This is a genomic window from Streptococcus vicugnae (genome assembly GCF_016461705.1).
Classification (GTDB): domain Bacteria; phylum Bacillota; class Bacilli; order Lactobacillales; family Streptococcaceae; genus Streptococcus; species Streptococcus vicugnae.
The window spans coordinates 49,228-70,132 of the sequence record NZ_JAEMHW010000004.1 but is presented as its reverse complement, the minus strand read 5'-3'; the positions used below and the strand labels follow the sequence as shown (position 1 = coordinate 70,132).

Annotated in this window: 20 protein-coding genes; 1 reads left to right on the top strand and 19 read right to left on the bottom strand. The window is 36.8% G+C overall.

Going from position 1 to position 20,905, the window contains the following annotated elements; genetic code table 11:
• Position 1: 1 nt before the first annotated feature.
• The 19 genes from ftsL to JG537_RS08035 form a co-directional block, all read right to left on the bottom strand.
• Positions 2–325 carry a cell division protein FtsL gene (gene ftsL / locus JG537_RS08125; protein WP_132869338.1) on the bottom strand — a complete coding sequence of 108 codons (324 nt, stop codon included), beginning with the start codon at positions 323–325 and terminating at the stop codon, positions 2–4.
• Positions 325–1,275, bottom strand: a complete 951-nt coding sequence (rsmH, locus tag JG537_RS08120) for a 16S rRNA (cytosine(1402)-N(4))-methyltransferase RsmH (protein ID WP_024344632.1) — start codon at positions 1,273–1,275, stop codon at positions 325–327. Before rsmH ends, ftsL begins: the two co-directional genes overlap by 1 nt.
• 150 nt (positions 1,276–1,425) lie before the next feature.
• Positions 1,426–2,676 carry a glutamate-5-semialdehyde dehydrogenase gene (locus JG537_RS08115; RefSeq protein ID WP_043878512.1) on the bottom strand — a complete coding sequence of 417 codons (1,251 nt, stop codon included), beginning with the start codon at positions 2,674–2,676 and terminating at the stop codon, positions 1,426–1,428.
• 14 nt (positions 2,677–2,690) lie between these two features.
• On the bottom strand, positions 2,691–3,494 hold the full coding sequence (proB, locus tag JG537_RS08110; protein ID WP_199544817.1) for a glutamate 5-kinase: 804 nt from the start codon (positions 3,492–3,494) through the stop codon (positions 2,691–2,693).
• Between the two features lie 108 nt (positions 3,495–3,602).
• The gene (locus tag JG537_RS08105) at positions 3,603–5,222 is read right to left on the bottom strand and encodes an ABC transporter permease (protein ID WP_199544815.1); all 1,620 of its coding nucleotides are present in this window, start codon (positions 5,220–5,222) and stop codon (positions 3,603–3,605) included.
• Positions 5,223–5,226: 4 nt separating this feature from the next.
• Positions 5,227–5,958: an ABC transporter ATP-binding protein gene (locus JG537_RS08100; protein ID WP_074482655.1), complete on the bottom strand. Its 732-nt coding sequence runs from the start codon at positions 5,956–5,958 to the stop codon at positions 5,227–5,229.
• A gap of 22 nt (positions 5,959–5,980) precedes the next feature.
• The gene (locus tag JG537_RS08095) at positions 5,981–6,274 is read right to left on the bottom strand and encodes a bacteriocin immunity family protein (protein ID WP_199544813.1); all 294 of its coding nucleotides are present in this window, start codon (positions 6,272–6,274) and stop codon (positions 5,981–5,983) included.
• A gap of 148 nt (positions 6,275–6,422) precedes the next feature.
• The gene (tkt, locus tag JG537_RS08090; RefSeq protein ID WP_132869266.1) at positions 6,423–8,408 is read right to left on the bottom strand and encodes a transketolase; all 1,986 of its coding nucleotides are present in this window, start codon (positions 8,406–8,408) and stop codon (positions 6,423–6,425) included.
• Between the two features lie 89 nt (positions 8,409–8,497).
• Positions 8,498–9,151: a fructose-6-phosphate aldolase gene (fsa, locus tag JG537_RS08085; RefSeq protein WP_013642715.1), complete on the bottom strand. Its 654-nt coding sequence runs from the start codon at positions 9,149–9,151 to the stop codon at positions 8,498–8,500.
• A 13-nt stretch (positions 9,152–9,164) separates the two neighbouring features.
• Positions 9,165–10,523, bottom strand: a complete 1,359-nt coding sequence (gene ulaA, locus JG537_RS08080) for a PTS ascorbate transporter subunit IIC (protein ID WP_074658715.1) — start codon at positions 10,521–10,523, stop codon at positions 9,165–9,167.
• A 27-nt stretch (positions 10,524–10,550) separates the two neighbouring features.
• The gene (locus JG537_RS08075; RefSeq protein ID WP_003063470.1) at positions 10,551–10,850 is read right to left on the bottom strand and encodes a PTS sugar transporter subunit IIB; all 300 of its coding nucleotides are present in this window, start codon (positions 10,848–10,850) and stop codon (positions 10,551–10,553) included.
• A gap of 5 nt (positions 10,851–10,855) precedes the next feature.
• Complete coding sequence (locus JG537_RS08070) at positions 10,856–11,293, bottom strand: PTS sugar transporter subunit IIA (protein WP_061460061.1); 438 nt, start codon at positions 11,291–11,293, stop codon at positions 10,856–10,858.
• 14 nt (positions 11,294–11,307) lie between these two features.
• Entirely contained in the window at positions 11,308–11,730 is a 423-nt protein-coding gene (locus JG537_RS08065; RefSeq protein WP_012961449.1) for a PTS sugar transporter subunit IIA, read from the bottom strand.
• Entirely contained in the window at positions 11,720–13,201 is a 1,482-nt protein-coding gene (locus JG537_RS08060; protein WP_199544811.1) for a BglG family transcription antiterminator, read from the bottom strand. Before JG537_RS08060 ends, JG537_RS08065 begins: the two co-directional genes overlap by 11 nt.
• 138 nt (positions 13,202–13,339) lie before the next feature.
• Complete coding sequence (locus tag JG537_RS08055) at positions 13,340–13,597, bottom strand: DUF896 family protein (protein WP_039695920.1); 258 nt, start codon at positions 13,595–13,597, stop codon at positions 13,340–13,342.
• Positions 13,598–13,726: 129 nt separating this feature from the next.
• The gene (gene glyS, locus JG537_RS08050) at positions 13,727–15,766 is read right to left on the bottom strand and encodes a glycine--tRNA ligase subunit beta (protein ID WP_199544809.1); all 2,040 of its coding nucleotides are present in this window, start codon (positions 15,764–15,766) and stop codon (positions 13,727–13,729) included.
• Positions 15,766–16,683, bottom strand: a complete 918-nt coding sequence (gene glyQ, locus JG537_RS08045) for a glycine--tRNA ligase subunit alpha (protein WP_006531137.1) — start codon at positions 16,681–16,683, stop codon at positions 15,766–15,768. Before glyQ ends, glyS begins: the two co-directional genes overlap by 1 nt.
• A gap of 356 nt (positions 16,684–17,039) precedes the next feature.
• Positions 17,040–18,188, bottom strand: a complete 1,149-nt coding sequence (gene nagA / locus JG537_RS08040) for an N-acetylglucosamine-6-phosphate deacetylase (RefSeq protein ID WP_132869264.1) — start codon at positions 18,186–18,188, stop codon at positions 17,040–17,042.
• A gap of 142 nt (positions 18,189–18,330) precedes the next feature.
• Positions 18,331–19,962: a Na/Pi cotransporter family protein gene (locus JG537_RS08035; RefSeq protein ID WP_199544807.1), complete on the bottom strand. Its 1,632-nt coding sequence runs from the start codon at positions 19,960–19,962 to the stop codon at positions 18,331–18,333.
• A gap of 366 nt (positions 19,963–20,328) precedes the next feature.
• On the opposite strand from JG537_RS08035, the gene JG537_RS08030 reads away from it, so the two are divergent.
• On the top strand, positions 20,329–20,904 hold the full coding sequence (locus JG537_RS08030; RefSeq protein ID WP_199544805.1) for a peptidase: 576 nt from the start codon (positions 20,329–20,331) through the stop codon (positions 20,902–20,904).
• Position 20,905 lies beyond the last annotated feature (1 nt).

Sequence of the window (20,905 nt, the reverse complement as noted above, 5' to 3'; positions counted from 1 at the left end):
ACTACTCCACCTGTTTAATATTATCCTGTTGGCTTGTTAAACCAGCATTTTGGGCAATTTGCTCAACACGGTCACGATTTGACAGTTCGTTAACCTCTTGTTTAGCATTGTCGTAATTTGTCTGTACTTCAGTAATCTGACTATTTAAATCAGTGATTTGCTGTTGTACTTGAAGATTACGGCTTTGAAGGTAAATAATACTAATCGCCATGGTAATAGCCGTTAAAATAATTGAACCATAAAAAGCTTTTTCAATGCGTGAAAATTTTCGAATACGACGTTTAAGAGCCTTAGCAATGGCTTCGTTACGATGTTTATCAGTCATTACTTACGAACCTTTCTAGCCACGCGCAATTTTGCAGAATGCGAGCGATTATTAGCTTCCAATTCTTCTTGACTTGGCAAAATCGGCTTACGATTGACAAGGGCAAGCTTTGGTTGCATATCATCTGGAATAAAAGGCAAACCTTTTGGAACTTCCACAGTAGAGGCTTCTTTGAACAATTGTTTTGTCAAACGGTCCTCAAGAGAATGGAAAGTAATGACAGAGATACGACCGTCAACAGCTAACAAATCAATCGCTTGTTGAATAGACTCATCTGCTGCTCCCAATTCATCGTTTACTTCAATACGAATGGCTTGGAAAATTTGCTTAGCAGGATGTCCTTTTTTCTTAAGTTCTTTAGCAGGTTTAGCTGACTTGATAATCTCAGCCAATTCAGTCGTCGTCTCAATCGGTTTAACCTGTCTAGCCTGTTCAATTTTACGCGCAATTTGCTTAGAAAACTTGTCTTCGCCGTATTTGTAGAAAATACGAACCAAATCATGATAATCGTAAGTGTTCACGACATCATATGCCGTTAAATCTTGCTCACGGTTCATACGCATATCTAACGGAGCATCTTTCTTGTATGAAAAACCACGCTCACGTTCATCTAGTTGCGGACTTGACACTCCAAGGTCATATAAAATACCGTCAATCTCAGTTACTCCATGCATTGCTAAATTTGAAGCAAGATTTCGGAAGTTGTCCTTGATAAAAGTGACTTGTCCTTTTTCAATATAATCTTTTAGTCGAATTTGTGCATTATCAATAGCCGTCTGGTCTTGGTCAAAAGCATAAAGATGACCATTCGGGCCAAGCTTAGAGAGGAGATATTCACTGTGTCCTGCTCCTCCTAGCGTTGCATCTACATAGATTCCATCTGGCTTGATATCAAGCATATCAACGGTTTCATGTAGAAGTACTGTAATATGATGAAAGTCTTTTGTCATACCTTTCATTATAACACAAATAGAAAATTTCTTCCTTAAAAGATAGGAATAAATAGAAAAACCAAGTGCCTCATTACTAAAAACACTTGGTTCATTTTTATTTTCAAAATAAGTCTATTTTCATAAAAATCAATTTAAGGGAAAAATAAATTATTCTCTGATTTGTCCTTTACCATTGATATAAAATTTTGTACTTGTTAATGCTTCTAAGCCCATTGGACCACGCGCATGCATTTTTTGGGTAGAAATCCCAATTTCAGCACCTAGACCAAAGACAAATCCATCCGTAAAACGTGTTGACGCATTAACGTAAACCGCAGCCGCATCCACTTCATCTTGGAAACGTTCAGCGTGTTCAAGGTCTTTGGTGATAATAGCTTCTGAATGATGAGTCGTGTAACGATTCACCCAATCAATAGCGTCATCAACAGAATCAACCACTTTGACAGACATGACATAATCTGAAAATTCTGTACCGTAATCCTCATCTGTGGCTGCTACTGCATTTTTGAAAATAGCTAGCGCTTTATCATCTGCACGAAATTCAACAGCATGAACTTTCGCAATTGCTTCTTCTAACTGTGGTAAGAATGTTTTTGCTACCGCTTTGTGAACAAGCAAGCTTTCTGCAGCATTACAAACACTTGGACGTTGCGTTTTGGCATTAATCACAATCTTCGTTGCCATATCAAGGTCAGCCGAATCATCAACGTAAATGTGAACATTTCCGACACCTGTTTCAATAACAGGAACTTTTGATTTTTCTTTGACCGTTTGAATTAAACGAGCTCCGCCACGTGGAATAAGAACATCAACATAATCAACAGCTTGCATTAATTCTTCAGCAACAGCATGGCTAGTATCCTCAACAAGCTGGACGACGTTTTCATTTACACCCGCTTTAGCAAGAGTTTTTCGGATAACCGTCACAAGGGCTGTATTAGAATAAATGGCATCGCGACCACCACGCAAAATAATAGCATTACTTGTTTTAAAAGCAAGGCTGAAAGCATCAACAGATACATTTGGACGGCTTTCAAAAATCATGGCAATCACGCCAAGTGGTACACGTTTTTGAACGATTTTCAAGCCATCAAGATTGGTATAACCACGGACAACCTGACCAATCGGGTCTTGCAAATCCGCAACCTGACGGACGCCCTCAACAATCCCCTCAATACGCTTAGCATCTAGACGCAAACGGTCAACCATAACAGGCGAAATACCATTTTCCTGTGCTTGGTCAACATCACGTGCATTTTCAGCCAAAATATAGTCTGTCTCTGCAAGCAAAGCATCCGCAACTTGTCCTAAAATCTGATTTTTTTCAGCAGTTCCAAGCTTTACCAGACTTTGGCTAGCTACTTTAGCATTTTTACCTAATTCATCAATATAGCCCATCTTTGGTCCTCCTTTTAATTCACTTGTGAAAACCATGTTCCGATATTAGCACCTTCAAGAGCACGTAAAATATCACGTGGATTAGCACCATTCATTAAAATCATCTGACTGTTATTATCAAAAATCATTTGAGCACTCTTAATCTTGCTAAGCATGCCACCAGTACCAAATTTACTACCGGCACCGCCAGCTGACTTAATAATTTCATCAGTAATTTCAGTAACATGTTCACGAAGTTTAGCATCTTCATAAACATTTGGATTCTTATCATAAAGACCATCAATATCTGATAACATGATTAGCAAATCTGCTTTTGTCACTTTAGCAACGATGGCAGAAAGTCGGTCATTATCACCAAATTTTGTTGCGTGATCCATTTCATCAACGCTGATAGCATCATTTTCATTAACGATTGGAACAATTCCCATTGAAAGAAGAGTTTCAAAAGCGTTGGTGAAGTTTGTCAAACTTTCTGGATATTCGATAACATCACGTGTAATCAAAAGCTGACTGACTTCTGTTTGATAATGTGAAAAGATTTGTGAGTAGAGGCTCATCATAGCAACCTGTCCAACACTTGACACCGCCTGTTGACGTGCAATCTCAGTTGGACGTTTGTCCATATTCAAGACATTAAGACCAAATCCCATGGCACCAGATGATACCAAAACAACTTCTTTTCCTTTATTCATTAAGCTAGAAATAACAAAGGCTAGCTGATCAATTTTTTCAAGGTTAATTTTGCCATTTGGCATGACAAGAGAACTTGTCCCAATTTTTATAACAATTCGTTGTACTGATTCAAAATTTCGTTTCATACGCTTATTATACACTAAAAAAACAGTCCTAGGAACTGTTTTTATAAGGTTTTATCTAACTATTTAGTCAGTTTTAATTCTCATCTTAATTTCAGGAGATTTTAGAAATTAATGTGAGATTTTCTTCCAAAATTTTTGACTAATCAAGACTTGACTGATAATTGCTAGAATGATTAAAACAATTGCCAAGGTCATATTAATAAGTTGAACCTGCTGAATAGCATTACCAAGAATAACCAACCCTAGCGCAAGACCTCCACCAAGAAGGTAAGCTGACATCATAATACCAAAGGCAAGCCACTGACCAGAATTGCGATTAAAGAGCTGTGTCACATCTTGCCAAAGCAAATTGAGATGCTTATAATCACGCCAATACATGAGTTGACCTTGAATAACAATCATAGCGCACAATCCCACCAAAAAGGCTATCATCAATGGCAAACTGATATGCAAAAGCCCTAATCCAATAACTAAATAAACACAAGCAGGAACAAGGGTCTGAAGGACAGCTAACACTATAAATTTCTGAATAAGGAAACCTTTAAAATTAAGCGGCAAAGTTCTCAAAAAATTATAATTCTCTTTTTCAAGTGAAATCCCAACACCTAATAAAGTCGTTGGCATAGCACAAGTTGTTCCCAAAATAGCTCCAACCAACAAAGCTATTCCAAAATACTGGTTAGATACCTTAGCTAAAGAAAACCCATTGACCAGCATTGGGGTTAGGAAAATAACCACATAAATCAAAGGCATTAAATAAGTTTGACTCAGTAAGGTTGCATTTTGAAGTGTTGACGTATGATGACGAATCATCATATTTGTCAACGAAGGAATTTTACCTGAATGAGATTTTGGCTGCTTGTTAGCCTTAACTTCTTTAGGTCTAGCATACAAAGTACTTTGGTAATAATTTGGCATCGCCCATTTAACCAGACCAATCACTAGGCCGCAAAGAACAAGTACAGGTAAATAAAAATTCAAAACTGTCACCAAGCTAAAGGGGGCTTTAACAAGATCATAAAAACCTCTAAAATAAGGAATAACTGGGCAATCAGTAATTGCTGTAACATCACCCATATTTCTACTGTTGATGACATTCATATAAAGAATGGCCCCTACTGCACCAATCGTAGAAAGTGACATCAAAACTGTTGAAATCAATTTTCGATGGTGACTACGAGCAATTAAGCTACCAACAAAACTATTGATATAAAGGGCTAGTACTGTTGATGTTAGAAAAAGAATGCCAAATCCAATCAAAGTTGCAATAATGGCAACTAGAAGGCCTGCCATTTGCCAATAAGCTATGAAAAAGAGTGATAATATGGGCATCAAAAAAGTTAGTCCCATTCCAAAACTTGAGATTACTTTTGCTAAATAAAGCTCACTTGATTTTATTGGTAAATGTGCATAAAGCTTAACATCATCACTTTCATAAAAAATGCTATACATGGCGGTAAATGCATTTAAAGTTGCCATGATAAAAAAGATAGCAGTATAAAAAGTGAAGTAACCTGGATAGTAGTTAAAATCTAGGTTGACATACATAAAAATGTAAATCACCGCAAAGAAAAGACTCAAGAAAATTTGCTGACGAATCACACTCTTGTACATTGAAAAATTTTTCTTTGGGTTCTTTTCTTGCTTACGTTTAACTGCAGTTACAGTTTGTGAATTTGAATATAGAATATTAATCTTAACGAGTTCCCAAACAGTTGACCAGTTCATACGCTCACCCCTCTTCTACCTTGCGCCCCGCAAGTTCTAGGTAAATAGTTTCCAAATCTTTGTTAGGGTGATTAGCTTTTAGTTCTTCTAAAGAACCAACAAAAATTAATTTACCTTCTTTTAAGATACCAATACGATCACACAATTGTTCCGCAACTGCTAAAACGTGTGTTGAGAACAAAACTGTATTGCCACCACGAGCGTGTTCTTTCATCATTTCTTTCAAATCAAAAGAAGCTTGAGGATCAAGACCAGTCAATGGTTCATCCAAAATCCAGATATCAGGATTCGAAATCAAAGCTCCAATTAAAATCACTTTTTGACGCATCCCATGTGAGAAGCTTTCTATCAAGTCATCGACATGTTCTGCAATATCAAATAAGTGCGACAAACGATCAATTCGTTCAGAAGCTTCCGCATCAGCAACACCATAGATTTTAGCCAAAAAATGCCAGTATTCGCTAGCTGTCAAATTCAAGAACAAATCAGGTGAGTCTGGGACGTAACCAATACGTTTTTTGATTTCATCACGATGTTTAGAAAGTGCCAAATCATCCACGTAAACTTCACCATATGTCGCATCAATAATTGACGTCAAGATACTAATAGTTGTTGTTTTCCCAGCACCATTATGACCAATTAAACCAAAAATTTCCCCATTTTCAATACTCACGTTTAGGTCACTAAGTGCTTCCTTATCCCCATATAATTTTGAAACATGTTCAAAACGAATCATTTTTTCTTTCCCCCTAATCTCCTCAAAGTGACTTTATCCACTTAGAGACTTCTTTTTTTTCGTAATAATCTCTTGCCCACTGTTGAGTTAATTTTTTTAATTCCTTAACACCACACGGCAAAATTAAATCGTTATGAGCGCTGTAGAGATTTAGTTTGCGATTTAAATGCAAAGCACATAAACCAGCATCTCTACTCTTGATAACTTCATTAGACGCTGATAGTAAAATCTTTGATAGTTCTATATCTTGTCTGACAATCATATCTTCATAAGCGACTTTAATAGCTGAATATAACTTACTACATTTTTCTTCCATTAAATCTCACCTTCCCCCAAGATTATTTGTACTATCATAATAACACAAATAAGGTTTTACAATATATTACCTTTTCTTACTTTATTTGTCAACTAATTATAAAAAGCCCTTGCTAAAGCAAGGACTTCTATCTATAAATAATCAAAGATTACAATGATTCGTAAAGGTTAACAGCGTTGTCAACTGTGAATCCATATTCTTCAAAGATTTTAGCACCTGGTGCTGAAGCTCCCCAAGTATCGATAGTAAGAGTCTTACCTTGGAGACCAACATATTTGCCCCAACCAAAGCTTGAACCAGCTTCAATTGCCAAACGTTTTGTAACGTTAGATGGAAGGATGCTTTCTTTATAAGCAGCATCTTGTTCATCAAAGATGTTTTGAGCTGGCATTGAAACCACTCGAACATGAACACCTTTAGCTTCCAAAGCAGCTTGAGTATCAAGAGCCAATTTCACTTCAGAACCTGTTGCAATAAGGATACCATCAAGATCACCTTTAGCTTCTGAAATAATGTAAGCACCTTTGTTCAATCCTTCTTCTGCCAATTCTTTTGTTCCTTCAAGAACAGGAAGATTTTGACGAGTTAGGATAAGCATTGTTGGACGATCAGTTTCAGCAAGAGCACGTTTCCATGCAGCATTTGTTTCGTTACCATCTGCTGGACGAATAACATTAAGGTTAGGCATAGAACGAACGCTAGCTAATTGTTCAACTGGTTCGTGAGTTGGACCATCTTCACCAACAGCGATTGAATCGTGTGTCATAACATAAACTGTTGGTAATTGTTGAAGAGCAGCCATACGAACAGCAGGAAGAAGGTAGTTTGAGAATACGAAGAATGTACCACCGTAAACGCGAGTACCACCATGAAGAGCAATACCATTCATTGCTGCTGCCATAGCAAATTCACGTACACCAAACCAAATGTTACGACCAAGGTAGTTATCTGGTTGGAAGTCAGATTCTACTTTGACCATTGTATTATTTGATGCAGAAAGGTCAGCTGAACCACCCCAGAATGATGGAACTTGTGCTGAAATTTGTTGGATAGCTTGTTGACTTGATGAACGGCTAGCAAGACTTGTTCCAAGTTCGAAGTCTTCAAGTTTTACATCAACTGGTTTGTTAGCAAATGCTGCTTTGTATTCAGCAGCCAATTCTGGATAAGCAGCTTCATATTCACGGAATTTAGTTTCCCATGCATTTTGAGCAGCTTCACCACGGAATTTGATACCAACTTCGAAGCGTTTAGCCACTTCTTCAGGTACTGTAAATTCTGGATATTCCCAACCGTAAGATTTTTTAGCGTAGGCAATACCATCAACACCAAGAGGAGCACCGTGGACTGCAGATGTTCCTTGTTTTTCAGCACCGAAACCGATGATTGTTTTGACTTCGATGATAGATGGTTTTTCAGTTTCAGCTTTTGCTTCTTCAATTGCTTTTGCAATAGCTTCAAGATCGTTACCATCTTTAACCAAAATATGTTGCCAACCGTAAGCTTCAAATTTACCTTTAATATCTTCTGTGAAAGCTTTTGATGTCGGGCCATCGAGTGAGATGTCGTTTGAATCGTAAAGAAGAACCAATTTACCAAGTTTAAGATGTCCAGCAAGACTTGCTGCTTCTTGGCTGACACCTTCCATCAAACAACCATCACCATGCAAAGCATATGTGTAGTGGTCAACAATATCAAAACCTGGTTTGTTAAATTTAGCTGCCAAGTGAGCTTCTGCCATTGCCATACCAACAGCGTTAGCAATCCCTTGTCCAAGAGGTCCAGTAGTTGCTTCAACACCATCTGTGTGGTTTACTTCTGGGTGACCTGGTGTTTTTGAAGCCCATTGACGGAAATTCTTCAAATCATCAATGCTTACATCATAGCCTGATAAGTGAAGAAGGCTGTATAAAAGGGCAGAACCGTGACCCGCAGATAATACAAAACGATCTCGGTTAGACCAAGAACGGCTTGTCTTCGGATTAACATTCATTACATGATTCCAAAGAACATAAGCCATAGGTGCAGCTCCCATTGGAAGGCCTGGGTGACCTGAATTAGCAGCCTGAATGGCATCAATTGAGAGCGTACGGACAGTATTGACTGCCAACTGATCAATAGCATCAAATGTCATGAGTGAAACCTTTCTGTTTTTAAGGACTTAAAGTATTATTGTTCGGATTCTATTATAACATAAAATACTTGACTTTTTAAATTAAATTATTATTCGACTTTATTTTTAAACGTTTCCCAGTCTTTAGTAAAGTTTTTTATGCCGCTTGTCGTCAAAGGGTGTTTGGTCATTTTATCAAAAACAGCATCTGGAATGGTAGCAATATGAGCACCTCGTTTCGCAACGTTCTCAACATGAACTGTATTACGAATGCTGGCTGCAATGATTTCCGTATCAAAGCCATAAAAATCAATGATTTCTCGCAAATCTGAAATCAATTGGTAAGCATCTGTGCCGATGTCTTCCAGACGTCCAACAAATGGACTGATAAAGGTTGCACCAGCTTTGATAGCCATAAGCCCTTGAGATACCGTAAAAATAAGAGTGACGTTGGTCTTAATGTTTTCTTTTGAAAGCACATTGACTGCTTTCAACCCTTCCATTGTCATCGGAATTTTGACCACAATATTATCTGCCCATTTAGCAATATCACGCGCTTCAGTAATCATTTCTTCAGCTGTTACGCCTGTGACTTCTGCCGACACAGGACCATCAACAATCTGGCAAATTTCCTTGATAACCGTCTCAAAATCACGCCCTTCACGGGAAATAATCGTTGGATTGGTCGTGACACCGTCCACGACACCTAATTCGTTAATTGTTTTAATCGCCGAAACATCGGCTGTATCTAAGAAAAATTTCATTGTATTCCCCTTCTTACAATTCAGAATCTGTTCGTTTATCAAGAATAATACTTATTACAATTACAATAAATACAAAAGCGAGGATTGCTGTAATAAGTGCACCTGACCCCAATTGTCCAATTTTTCCTAAGATATAGCCTGGAATTAGATAATCTGTATCAGCAAATGTTGAAGCTGCCATTTTAAGAGAACCAAGTAATGGTAAAATAGCCAATGGTAACCAACTTATAAGTAAACTATTAACAGCAGAGCCAAGAACAGCTCCTCTTCTACCACCAGTAGAATTTCCGTAAATACCTGCTGCAGCTCCACAGAAGAAGTGTCCAACTACACCTGGAATAATAACCGTAGTATGAAGAGCAATCATTATAAACATTGAAATTGTGCCAACAATAAAACTAGTAAAAAAGCCAATCAATACTGCATTTGGTGCATAAGAAAAGATAATTGGCACATCCAATGCTGGTTTAGAATTTGGTACCCATTTTTTAGCAATACCTTGAAATGCTGGAACGATTTCTGCTAGTACCATACGAACACCTTGTAGAACAACTACAAATCCTGCCGTAAATGTCCCTGCTTGAATAATTGCATAAACAATCGCACTTGTTCCATCACTCAATTCTTTTTCTACATAACCTGTGCCAGCTGCCAGTGCCAAGATGACATAAACTACACTCATTAATAACATAATAGATACTGTTGAATCACGTAGAAAACTAAATGATTGTGGAACATCCATATCCTCTGTAGATTTTGATTTATCACCAAACCATTTTCCAATCCAACCAGCTATAGCATAACCAATATTTCCTGTATGTCCCATGGCAACATTATCATTACCAGTAATTTTTTTCATAAAAGGTTGACAAAGAGCGGGAGTGATTGTCAGTAACGTTCCTTCAAATAACCCTCCAAGTATGATAACTATAGGATTCGCTTTGATACCAGCACTTATCAAAATAACAGCTGTAATACAAGAAACATACATCATAGCTTGACCTGTTAAAAATAAATATTTAAAACGTGTAAAGCGTGCCAATAGAATATTAACAATCATTCCAACCAACATAATTAAAGCTGTTTGACTTCCATAATCTTGTAAAGCAATCGCAACAACAGCTTCATTACTAGGAACAACACCTTGAGTATTTAGAGCTACTTGAAACATTTTTGCAAAAGGAGCCAAGGCATTCTGCAAAATCCCTGAACCACCTGTTAAAACAAGAAATCCAACTATTGTTTTAATTGTCCCTGACATTACATCAGAGAATTTTTTCTTTTGTAAAAGTAAACCAATTAAAGCAATGAGAGCTACTAAAATGGCAGGTTGAGTAACTATAGAAACAAATATATTTAAAGCACTTTTCATAATAGAATCCTCTTCTCTACTTTTTGATTACCGATGTGTAATAGCATTTTTATCTAGTATATTAATTACTTGTTGTTTTATTTCATCAGCATCAATGATAGAATTTAACGAAATAATCTTTTCCTCTGGTAGGTTAGATAAAGCAGGAACCAAAGTCTTTTCAGCAAAGAAGTAATCAGCCATGTCTCCACTAACACTTCCTGAATCTGTATGCTCAACTGTAAAATCTTCTACATCAACTCCTAATTCTTGTAGGGCTGACTCAATATTCATTTGAACCATAAAACTTGTTCCTAAACCACTTTGGCATACTGCAAAAATTTTCATAATTATTACACTCCTTCTAGCAATGAGCTAATTTCTTCAATATTTGATGATTGAAGCAATACTTGTAAATTTTCCTTCTTAGATAGAATTTTTGTTAATTTCATCAATGCTTCTAGATGTTGACTACTATCACTAGCAGCCAAACAAATAAAAATAGATACTGGATGGTTAGGGTCATCTAAAAGATTTACTGGATATTTTAACTTCAGAAAAGATATACCAGTTTCAATAACTCCCTCCTCCGGTCGGGCATGTGGTAAAGCTAAATATTCTCCAATGTTAATAAATGGTCCGTATTCTTTTACCTTATCTATCATCGCCTGAATATAGCTCTCTTTAATTTTTCCTTTTGTTAGTAAAGGTTGAGCCGTTAATCTTATTGCCTCTTCCCAATTCATTTTTTGAGAACTTAACTGGATATTTTCTTTATCTAATAACTCCATAATTTCTCCTCGTACTATTGTTTTAAATAATTCTTAATTTCCAATTGACTGCCTGTCATTAATAATTCAATAAACTGCTCATCAATTAGATGCTGAATGAGATTTTGAATTTGTGGACGTATTTTAAATGCTGTTTGAGAATTAATCACAAGAGCAATTACAATATTTACCTTTGCAATACCTTTAGACCAATTCAAAATAGGTTCCGAAAGACGTACAATGAAGATTTTATCTTGAACATTCTCATTGGTGAAATGCGGTAAAACAACACCTTGTGCGATTTCAATATTTCCCATCGCTTCACGTTCTAGGAATTTACTTTCTATCTCTTGCTGACTTAGGGTTTGACTGTCAATTTGAGATGCTAAATATTCATAAACTTCTTGCCGATTATTGAAATTTTGGTTAGAAACGTATTGATATAAATCAGTTACCATAATTAATCTCCCTTATTGCATTTTGGATATTCTTTTTATCTTCATCTGTTAATAAGGCACTTACAAGAATTGTCTTTACGTTTAACATTTCTTGCAAACTAACACTCGTGATAACCAATTGAATATCTGGATAATTTTGTAAAATTTCTTTGATATTTTGAGAAGATACTACTTTAACAATATCAAGATTTTGAAAAGCCGTTTCAATTTTCACTTTAAGCAGTTCTGAAATGCCAATTCCCGATGAACACATCACAACCGCTTTTATGGGAGTTGGGTTTAATTCTTTGAAACGAACAAAATATAACGTCAAAAAGCCAATTTCATCAGCACTTAACATTGAAAAACCAAATTGTTCTGTCATCTCCAGAGAAACTTTCTCTGTCTGATTAAAAATATCAGCATAACGGTCTTTAATATCATGCAACATATTGTTTTTGATATAAATTTTATTATCTAATCTTCTTAACAATGGACTGATATGGTTTGCCAAATCAATAAACATAGGAGATTGTTCATTTATTGATTCTGACTTTGTTATTTTCATCTTTTTAAAATAAAATTTTGTTACAGAAACAACACGCGTTGAAAATTCAATTTTTTGCTGATGTGTACTAAGTTGAAATCTTGACGAATACAAGTATTGATAGAGATAATTAATTTCTAAATCATCAATACTCCTCCCTAAACGATTCCCAATATCATTTATAATCTTTTTACTTTCTTTGAGAACTGAGTCATCGTAATCTGTCATCTTGATATCCACTACTTCTGCGTTAGCGATTTTACGACTAGAAATTTTTAACCGTTCAAGCATAATGTAAAGATGAGAAAAAATATTAACATTGTATGGATATGGTAACCTTACCTGTAAATCCGTCTCAATTTGGTCAATTTCTTCCAAAATAATTTTAGCAAGCTCTAAATCAAAATGACTTTGGTTAGTAGTATTAGACAAATTGTCAATATCAATCATGCTAAACGTTGGTACCAAATCCGCTAATGCTCTACGAATATCCAATTCTGAACCTGTTATAAAAATATAGCCTGTCCGAGTTGAGATTTTTAAATGAAAGGGATTTAGTCGCTTTTGAATCTCGATTTTATCTTTCATAATAACGGAATCACTGACATAATACTCTCGTGCTAAGTCATATATAAGTAATTTTTTAGGTGATATCGTTAACAATCTCTCCAAAATTTGAAGTTGCCTACTAGCTGGTGTAAAATCATTTTGCTTAGAATTTATTAAAGTAGCATAATTTTTAAGTCTATTAAGTTTAAAACCACGCCCTCTCTTTTTTATGATAAGTTCATCAGGAAAATAGTTTTGATTTATTTCCTTTACAAGACGATAAACCGTTTTTTCAGATAAATTCAATTGTTCGGATAAAGATTTTGCCGTGATATAATCTGAATTCTGATGCAATACTGCTAGCAATCTATCAAATTGTAATTGTTTTTTATTCATCTTCATTTTCCTTTCACACTTATTATTGTATGCGTTTTCTAATTATAACAAACTCCTTTTAGTGTCCACTTTAAAATGGACATTTTTCCTTTTCATTGTACACAAAAATCCCAGTCATTACTGACTGGGATTCCTATCTTACGAATTTGGGTCGTCAAGGCTTCTGCCATGCAAACCACGTTCACGTTGCAATTGACGAAGTTTTTCTGGTGTCACATCATTTCCATCTTCATCGACAATCTTAATACCTGCAATGTGGTGAAGAAGTGAATGACGGTAACCTTCAATATACTCTTTGCGAAGTTTAGCTTGTTCGACTTTTTCTGGACCAGTCAAACCAACTGTTTTTTTCTTACGCGCAAGTTCATTAATACGTTGAATCTTTTTTTCATTCATGAGTAAGACTCACCTAACATACAAAACAACTGTTTCGTACGCTATTCCTTTCTATAATTTACCAAAACCTCTAAAATTCAGAAGTCCGATATAAGTCAGAAATCTACTCAAAGAGTAGATTTCTTAAGCTTATTTGGTATTCAATTTGTTAAATGCTGCTACGCTGCTAGCTTTTGCTGTCAATTCAGCAAGGATAGCCAAACGATTGTTTTTAACAGCTTCATTATCTACCATTACCATAGTATTGTCAAAGAATTTGTCGATAACTGAGCTCAATGCAAACAATTGAGCCAATTTATCGCTAGCATTACCTGACAAGTTCAATTCTGATGCAGCTTGTGCCAATGCTTTTTCTTCATCATTTTCAAACAAGCTTGCATCTACAGCCACATCAGCTGCTGCTTTTTCAGCAAGATTGAAGACACGTGAAAGACTTTCAACTGCTGCTTTATAACCTTCTGCTTTGCTTGCTTCAACAAGAGCATCAGCTGCTTCGAGCATTTCAGCAACAACAAAGTTTGAACCAGCAAGAACAGCTTCTTTAATGTCTTTAGAAACTGATTTGTTCATCATTTTTTCAACACGTGCACGAATGAAGTCCATCACTTCTGCTTTGTGTTCGTATGTTAAGCTATCAAATTCCAAAGCGTAAAGGTTGTCAACCAATTCATCCATTGGAATTTTCAAACCAAAGGCATCCATGATACGAACCACACCAGCTGTCGCACGACGAAGAGCGTATGGGTCGTTTGAACCTGATGGAATCAAGCCAACTGAGAAGAATGATAGGATTGTATCCAATTTATCAGCAAGTGCCAAAAGTGCACCAACTTTAGTTTCTGGAAGGTCACCATCAGCTGAGTTTGGAAGATAGTGTTCGCGAATAGCTGTTGCTACTGCGGCATCTTCACCAGCAAGAAGGGCATATTTTTCACCCATAATACCTTGCAATTCGTCAAATTCACCAACCATGCCTGTTAATAGGTCAAATTTGTAAATTTCAGCAGCGCGTGCAAGTGCTTTGCTTTCTTCTGCAGAAGCACCAGCTTTTTCAGCAAGGTAAGCAGCAATCACTTTGCTACGGTTCATGTGTTCAGAAAGTGAACCGATTTTTTCGTGGAATGTAACGTTATCAAGTTTCGCAACAAGATCAGCGATTTTAAGTTTTTGGTCTTCACGCCAGAAGAATTCACCATCTTCCAAACGAGCCACAAGCACTTTTTCGTTACCTTTGATAACATTTTCGATGTGTTCAGCGTTACCGTTACGAACTGAAATGAAGTTTGGCATCAATTTACCATCTTGATCGCGGACAACAAAGTAACGTTGGTGGTTTTTCATTGATGTCACAAGAACTTCTTCTGGAACTTCAAGATATTTAGTATCGAAGCTTCCCATGAAGGCAGTTGGGTATTCAACCAAGTTAAGCACTTCATTAAGCAATTCGTCATCGATTTCAACGCGAACGTTTTGAGCTTTTTCGATAGCTTTGATTTGGTTAACAATCATGTCTTGACGTTCTTTAGCATCAGCGATAACAAAGACTTTACGCAAATCTTCTTCGTATGAATCAGCAGTTGCGATTTCTGTTTCGTGACCAAGGAAACGGTGACCACGGCTAACACGACCTGAATGGATGTCCAAGAAATCAAGGTCAAAAGCTTCATCATCAAGAAGAACTGTCAATGTGTGAACTGGTCGGATGTATTCAAATGTGTTGTTTGCCCAATGCATGTTTACTGGGAAAGTCATTGCTGATAAGATTTCTGGAATGTCAACAAGTACTTCTTTAGCAGCTTTTCCTGCCTCGTGTTTTGTGACATAGACATATTCTTCGCCTTTAACTTCACGGAATTCAATGTCATCAGTTGTCAAACCTTTACCACGAACAAAACCTTGTGCAGCTTTTGTAAAGTTGCCATCAGCGTCCAAGGCGATTTTCTTAGAAGGACCTTTAAAGTCTTCTATCAAATCAGTTTGCGCATCAGCAAGACCAATCACACGTACAGCCAAACGACGTGGAGTTGAGAAAGTTTGAATGCTTTCAAATGCCAAACGTTTTTCTTTCAAAAATGCTGCCATGCGGTCGCCAAGTTGTTTTTCACTTGGAGTAACCACGTAAGCTGGTAATTCTTCTAAACCAAGTTCTACAAGTAAATTTTTAGCCATTATTCAGCATCCTCCTTCAAAAGTTTTTCACGTGTTGCTTCATCAAGCAATGGGTAACCAAGACGTTTACGTTCAGCAACGAAAGTTTTAGCAACGACACGAGCCAAGTTACGGATACGAGCGATGTAACCTGCACGTTCTGTTACAGAAACAGCACCACGCGCATCAAGCAAGTTAAATGTGTGTGAACATTTCAAAACGTAGTCATACGCTGGGTGAACCAAGTTTTCTTCCAAGCAGCGTTTTGCTTCAGTTTCAAATTTTTCAAAGTTTTCAAGAAGCATATCTTGGTTAGAAATTTCAAATGAGTATTTTGAGTGTTCAAATTCTGGTTGAAGGAAGATTTCACCATATTTAACACCTGGAGCCCATTCGATATCATATACAGAATCCACTTCTTGGATATATGATGCCAAACGTTCAAGACCGTAAGTAACCTCTGAAGTTACAGGACCAGTTTGCAAACCACCAACTTGTTGGAAGTAAGTAAATTGAGTGATTTCCATACCGTCAAGCCAAACTTCCCAACCTAGACCAGCAGAACCAGTCGATGGGTTTTCCCAGTTATCTTCTACGAAACGAATATCATGTTCTAAAGTATTGATACCCAAACGTTCCAATGACTCAAGGTAAAGTTCTTGAATGTTAGATGGAGATGGTTTCATAACAACTTGGAATTGGTGATGTTGGTAAAGACGGTTAGGGTTTTCACCGTAACGACCATCTGCAGGACGACGTGATGGTTCTACATAAGCTGCATTCCATGGTTCTGGACCGATGGCACGAAGGAATGTGTAAGGGCTCATTGTACCAGCACCTTTTTCATTATCGTAAGCTTGCATTAACATACAACCTTGGTCGTTCCAAAATTGTTGCAAAGTCAAAATAATTTCTTGGAAAGTCAATTTTTTAGACATACATCTACTCCTTGTTTTAGTAACTTAATTTGCGAAGCACCTACAGTGAATAAGCGTTTTTCCATAATAAAAGAACCGCCAAAACACCCATATGATACCTCATAAGGGGCGTTAAAACGCGGTTCCACCCTATTTTATTACTTCATTTATCTGATTTTAACTTAGCCTTGCTAAGCGAAAGCGCCAGCGACTCACTTCAGTTTCATCCGACTTCCACCACCTCGGACTCGCTAAGAAACACCATGAGGCTTTCTCTCTTTATCAGCTATTTTAGCACAAATGTAATTGAGTGTCTAGTGGATAACAAAAGAAGCTGATTTTACTAAAAGCTAGTAAAGTCAACTTCTTCTTATTTTCTACGCATTCCAGACTTCCTGTCCACCAAGGTATGTTGCTCGAAGATCAAGATCTTTATCCAAAATGATAAAATCAGCTTTGTGTCCTTTTTTAATCTGACCACATTTATCGTCAATACCAACCGAAATAGCTGCTGCAAGACTCGCCATGCCAATAGCTTGTGCTTTTGAAGCAATTCCCCAATTCACAACATTTTTAACAGCATCTTTCAGTTGAAGGATAGACCCAGCAAGCGCTCCATTTGATTTTAGGCGTGCTGTTCCTTTTTCAACAGTAACCGGATATTCACCCAGCATATAGTCACCATCTTCAAGACCACCAGCACTCATACAGTCAGTGATTAAAACCACATGTTCGTGGTCTTTTTGATGCATCAAAATATCACAAGCTGATGGGTGTACATGATGACCATCACAAATCAATTCAGCATAAGTATTTGGCAGCTCATAAATCGCACCAACCATACCTGGTTCACGATGATTAAGTCCACGCATGCCATTATAGGCATGAACCCAGACAGAAGCACCTGCTTCAACAGCTTGCGCTGCTTGATCATAAGTCGCATCTGAATGCCCTAGAGCAACGATAACATCTTTACTATTTGCATAGTTGATAAAGTCTTCTACCTCATCACGTTCAGGTGCTAAAGCTATCTTTTTCAATAGCCCTTTTGAACTTTCAAGCCATTGATCTAGTTCAGCTGTAGATGGATTTCGCATGTAAGATGGATTTTGAGCCCCTTTATATTTCTCTGTGAAATATGGTCCCTCAAAGAACAATCCTTGAATACGTGCTCCACTTTCTTGACCTGCAAAATCAGCTGCCGTACGACAAATATCATCAAGTGTTTCAAAAGATGCTGTCAGGGCAGTTGGCAAGAAGCTTGTCACTCCAGCTCCTAAAAGTGCTTTACTCATCGTTTCGAAAGCTTCTTGATTATTATCCATGACATCAACACCAGCAAAACCATGAATGTGTGTGTCTACTAAGCCAGGTGCCACACTAAAACCTGTATAATCTATAATTTCTGCGCCATGCGGTGCTTCTTCTTGCCATTCACCGAAATCATTTCCTTCGATAGCCAAGTAGCCTGCCCCTTTAACATGGTAAGGATAGTAAAATTCATCTGCTTTAATATATTTTGTCATTTGAATCGCCTCCATGTTTATATTATAAAATAAAAGCGCTTTTTTGTAAATGGTATATACCAAAATTAGACCAATTTTATATTGGTCTTTATCAAAAAAACACCCTTGAAGCATCACTGCCTCAAAGATGTTCGATTTATTATTAAATTTGATTTTCAAGTACTTTTTCAACCAAGTTCAAAGCATGGTCAGTGATACGTGTACATGGTGTGATTAAGTCGATAAAGTTAACCCCTGCAAGCGGTGTACATTCGCCATTGTTCATACGTTTAATGTGATTTTTGCGAATGCGACGTTCCAAATGCGCAATTTCTTTATGACGTTCCACCAACTCTCCTGCCAATTCTAGGTCATTATCAATGATAACTTTCAATGAATCCAAAATCATACGATGTGTTTCATGATAAAGTTTATCGATTTCTTGAACAGCTGATTGTGAGAAGGTAATATCTTTTGAAATATTATGTTCCATCAAGTGAACTAGGCTAATACTGTGATCTCCAATACGTTCTAAATCACGTGATGAATCTAAAATACTTGATAAAATTTCACTTTCGTGTTGATTCAATTGTTCACTTGAAAGATCAATTAAGTATTTTGTCAATTCTTCATCGACATTATTAATTGTATCCTCAAATTTTTGCGTTTTATCAGCATATTTTTCATTGCATGTTTCAACAAATAAGAATGCTGCTTCAAAAGCTTGCGTTGCAAAAGCACCCAAGTGAATCAATTGCTTTTTAGCGTTACCAAGGGCAATAGCTGGCGCTTGTTTTAAAATAATCTTATCAAGGTAAACAGCTTTGTATTTAACAGCTTCATCTTCACCAGGAATTAATTTTGTCACAACAAATGCCAAAGTTCCGATAAATGGGAAGAGCAAAATGGTATTTGTAATATTAAAAGTACCATGTGCAAAAGCAACTGTCATGGCTGGTGTTAAATTGAAATGAACTTCCATCCACTGCATTAAGCTAGTAAATGGCACCAATAAAACCATAAAGAGCACTGTTCCGACAACGTTGAAAAGAACGTGAGCCCCAGCCACTCGTTTTGCTGCGATGTTAGAACCAATCGCTGCAAGCACGGCTGTGATACAAGTACCGATATTACTTCCCAAAAGGATTGGAATTGACCCTTGAAGATCAAGTAAATGACCAGCATACAATCCTTGTAAAATACCGATGATTGCTGCTGATGATTGGATAAGCATAGTCAAGCCAGTCCCAATCAAAACCCCCATAATTGGTTTGTCACCCAAGGTTGCTAAATAATCTTGAAAGGCTGAAACAGATTTCAGCGGTTCCATAGCATCACCCATAATGTTTAGTGAAAAGAAAATTCCTCCTACACCAAAGATGATACGCCCGATATTATTCAAACGTCGATTTGACGTAAAAAATAGCAAAGCGGCACCAAGAAAGATCATTGGAAGTGCATAGTCACCCAAATTAAAACCAATCAGAAAGGACGTTACAGTCGTCCCAATATTGGCTCCCATGACAATACCAATCGCTTGTCTTAAGGTTAAAAGTCCCGCTGACACCAGTCCAACAGTAATAACTGTTACCCCTGAACTTGATTGGATTAGGGCTGACATGGCTAAACCAACAAGAATTCCTAAGAAAGGATTACTCGTATATTTGTCGATATAAAAACGAAGTCTATCTCCCGCAGCCTGTTGAAGACCGTCTCCCATGTATTTAATACTAAAGAGAAAGAGTCCTAGACCTCCAAAAAAACCAAAAGCAATTTCTTGCCAATTTACTGACACAGTCTTATCCTCAATATCATAATTTTCTCGGAAAAAAACCCCGATACCTCCATTTTAATGTATTCGCAGAAAACAAACAAGTATTTTTTAAGCTTTTTTCTAAAATGATAACTAACTGAATAATACCAATCTTTTAAGAAAGGGGATTTTTCTTCATGCTAAAGCAGCATTTCCAAATAAAAATGATAAAAAAAGCTAAAAATAATGGAGCTTTTTAGAAAAAAACTAATGTGCTCCCATTTATATGTTATAATAGTTAGAGATATCGTGCTTATCACGTAACACTACTAAATCTGTTTATTTACCAGACTTGTAATATCGTTTTTTTATCACATCATATTTAATTTTTTTATAAAAGGAGCTTTTATGAAAACATCAAGAAGTGAAGTTACTTATTTTATTCTAAGTATTATTTTAATTGCCTTCGCAGGTGGCATTTATCTTTTCTTTGGTAATACGCATACGAGTACTTCAAGTTCAGAACCACGAACTTCTGCTACATCTTCGTCATCATCAAGTGAAGCTGATTTAGAAGCTAATGCCCAATCATTGTTGGATCAAGCTAAAGCTAATCCTTCAGCAGATGCTGTGACTAACGCACAAGCTGCTATTAATAAAATTTCTGATGAAGCTAAAAAGACAGATTTACAATCTCAATTAGACGCTGTTTCTGCAGAGGTTACCAATCAAAGCAATGCAGAAAATGCTGTTGCTACTGCCGAATCTGAACAAACAAGTGACAATGTTAGTGCTGCACAAGCTGCTATTGACGCTGTAACTAATCAAGATAAAAAAAATCAACTACAAGCTCGACTTGATGCTGTTTCTAACGCAATTTCAAGTGTCGATACAACAACTTCTTTGAATACAACAAACTCAACTGACAATACTACCGATTCAACAACTGTAACTAATGGCAATTACAACTCATACAGTTATTAAT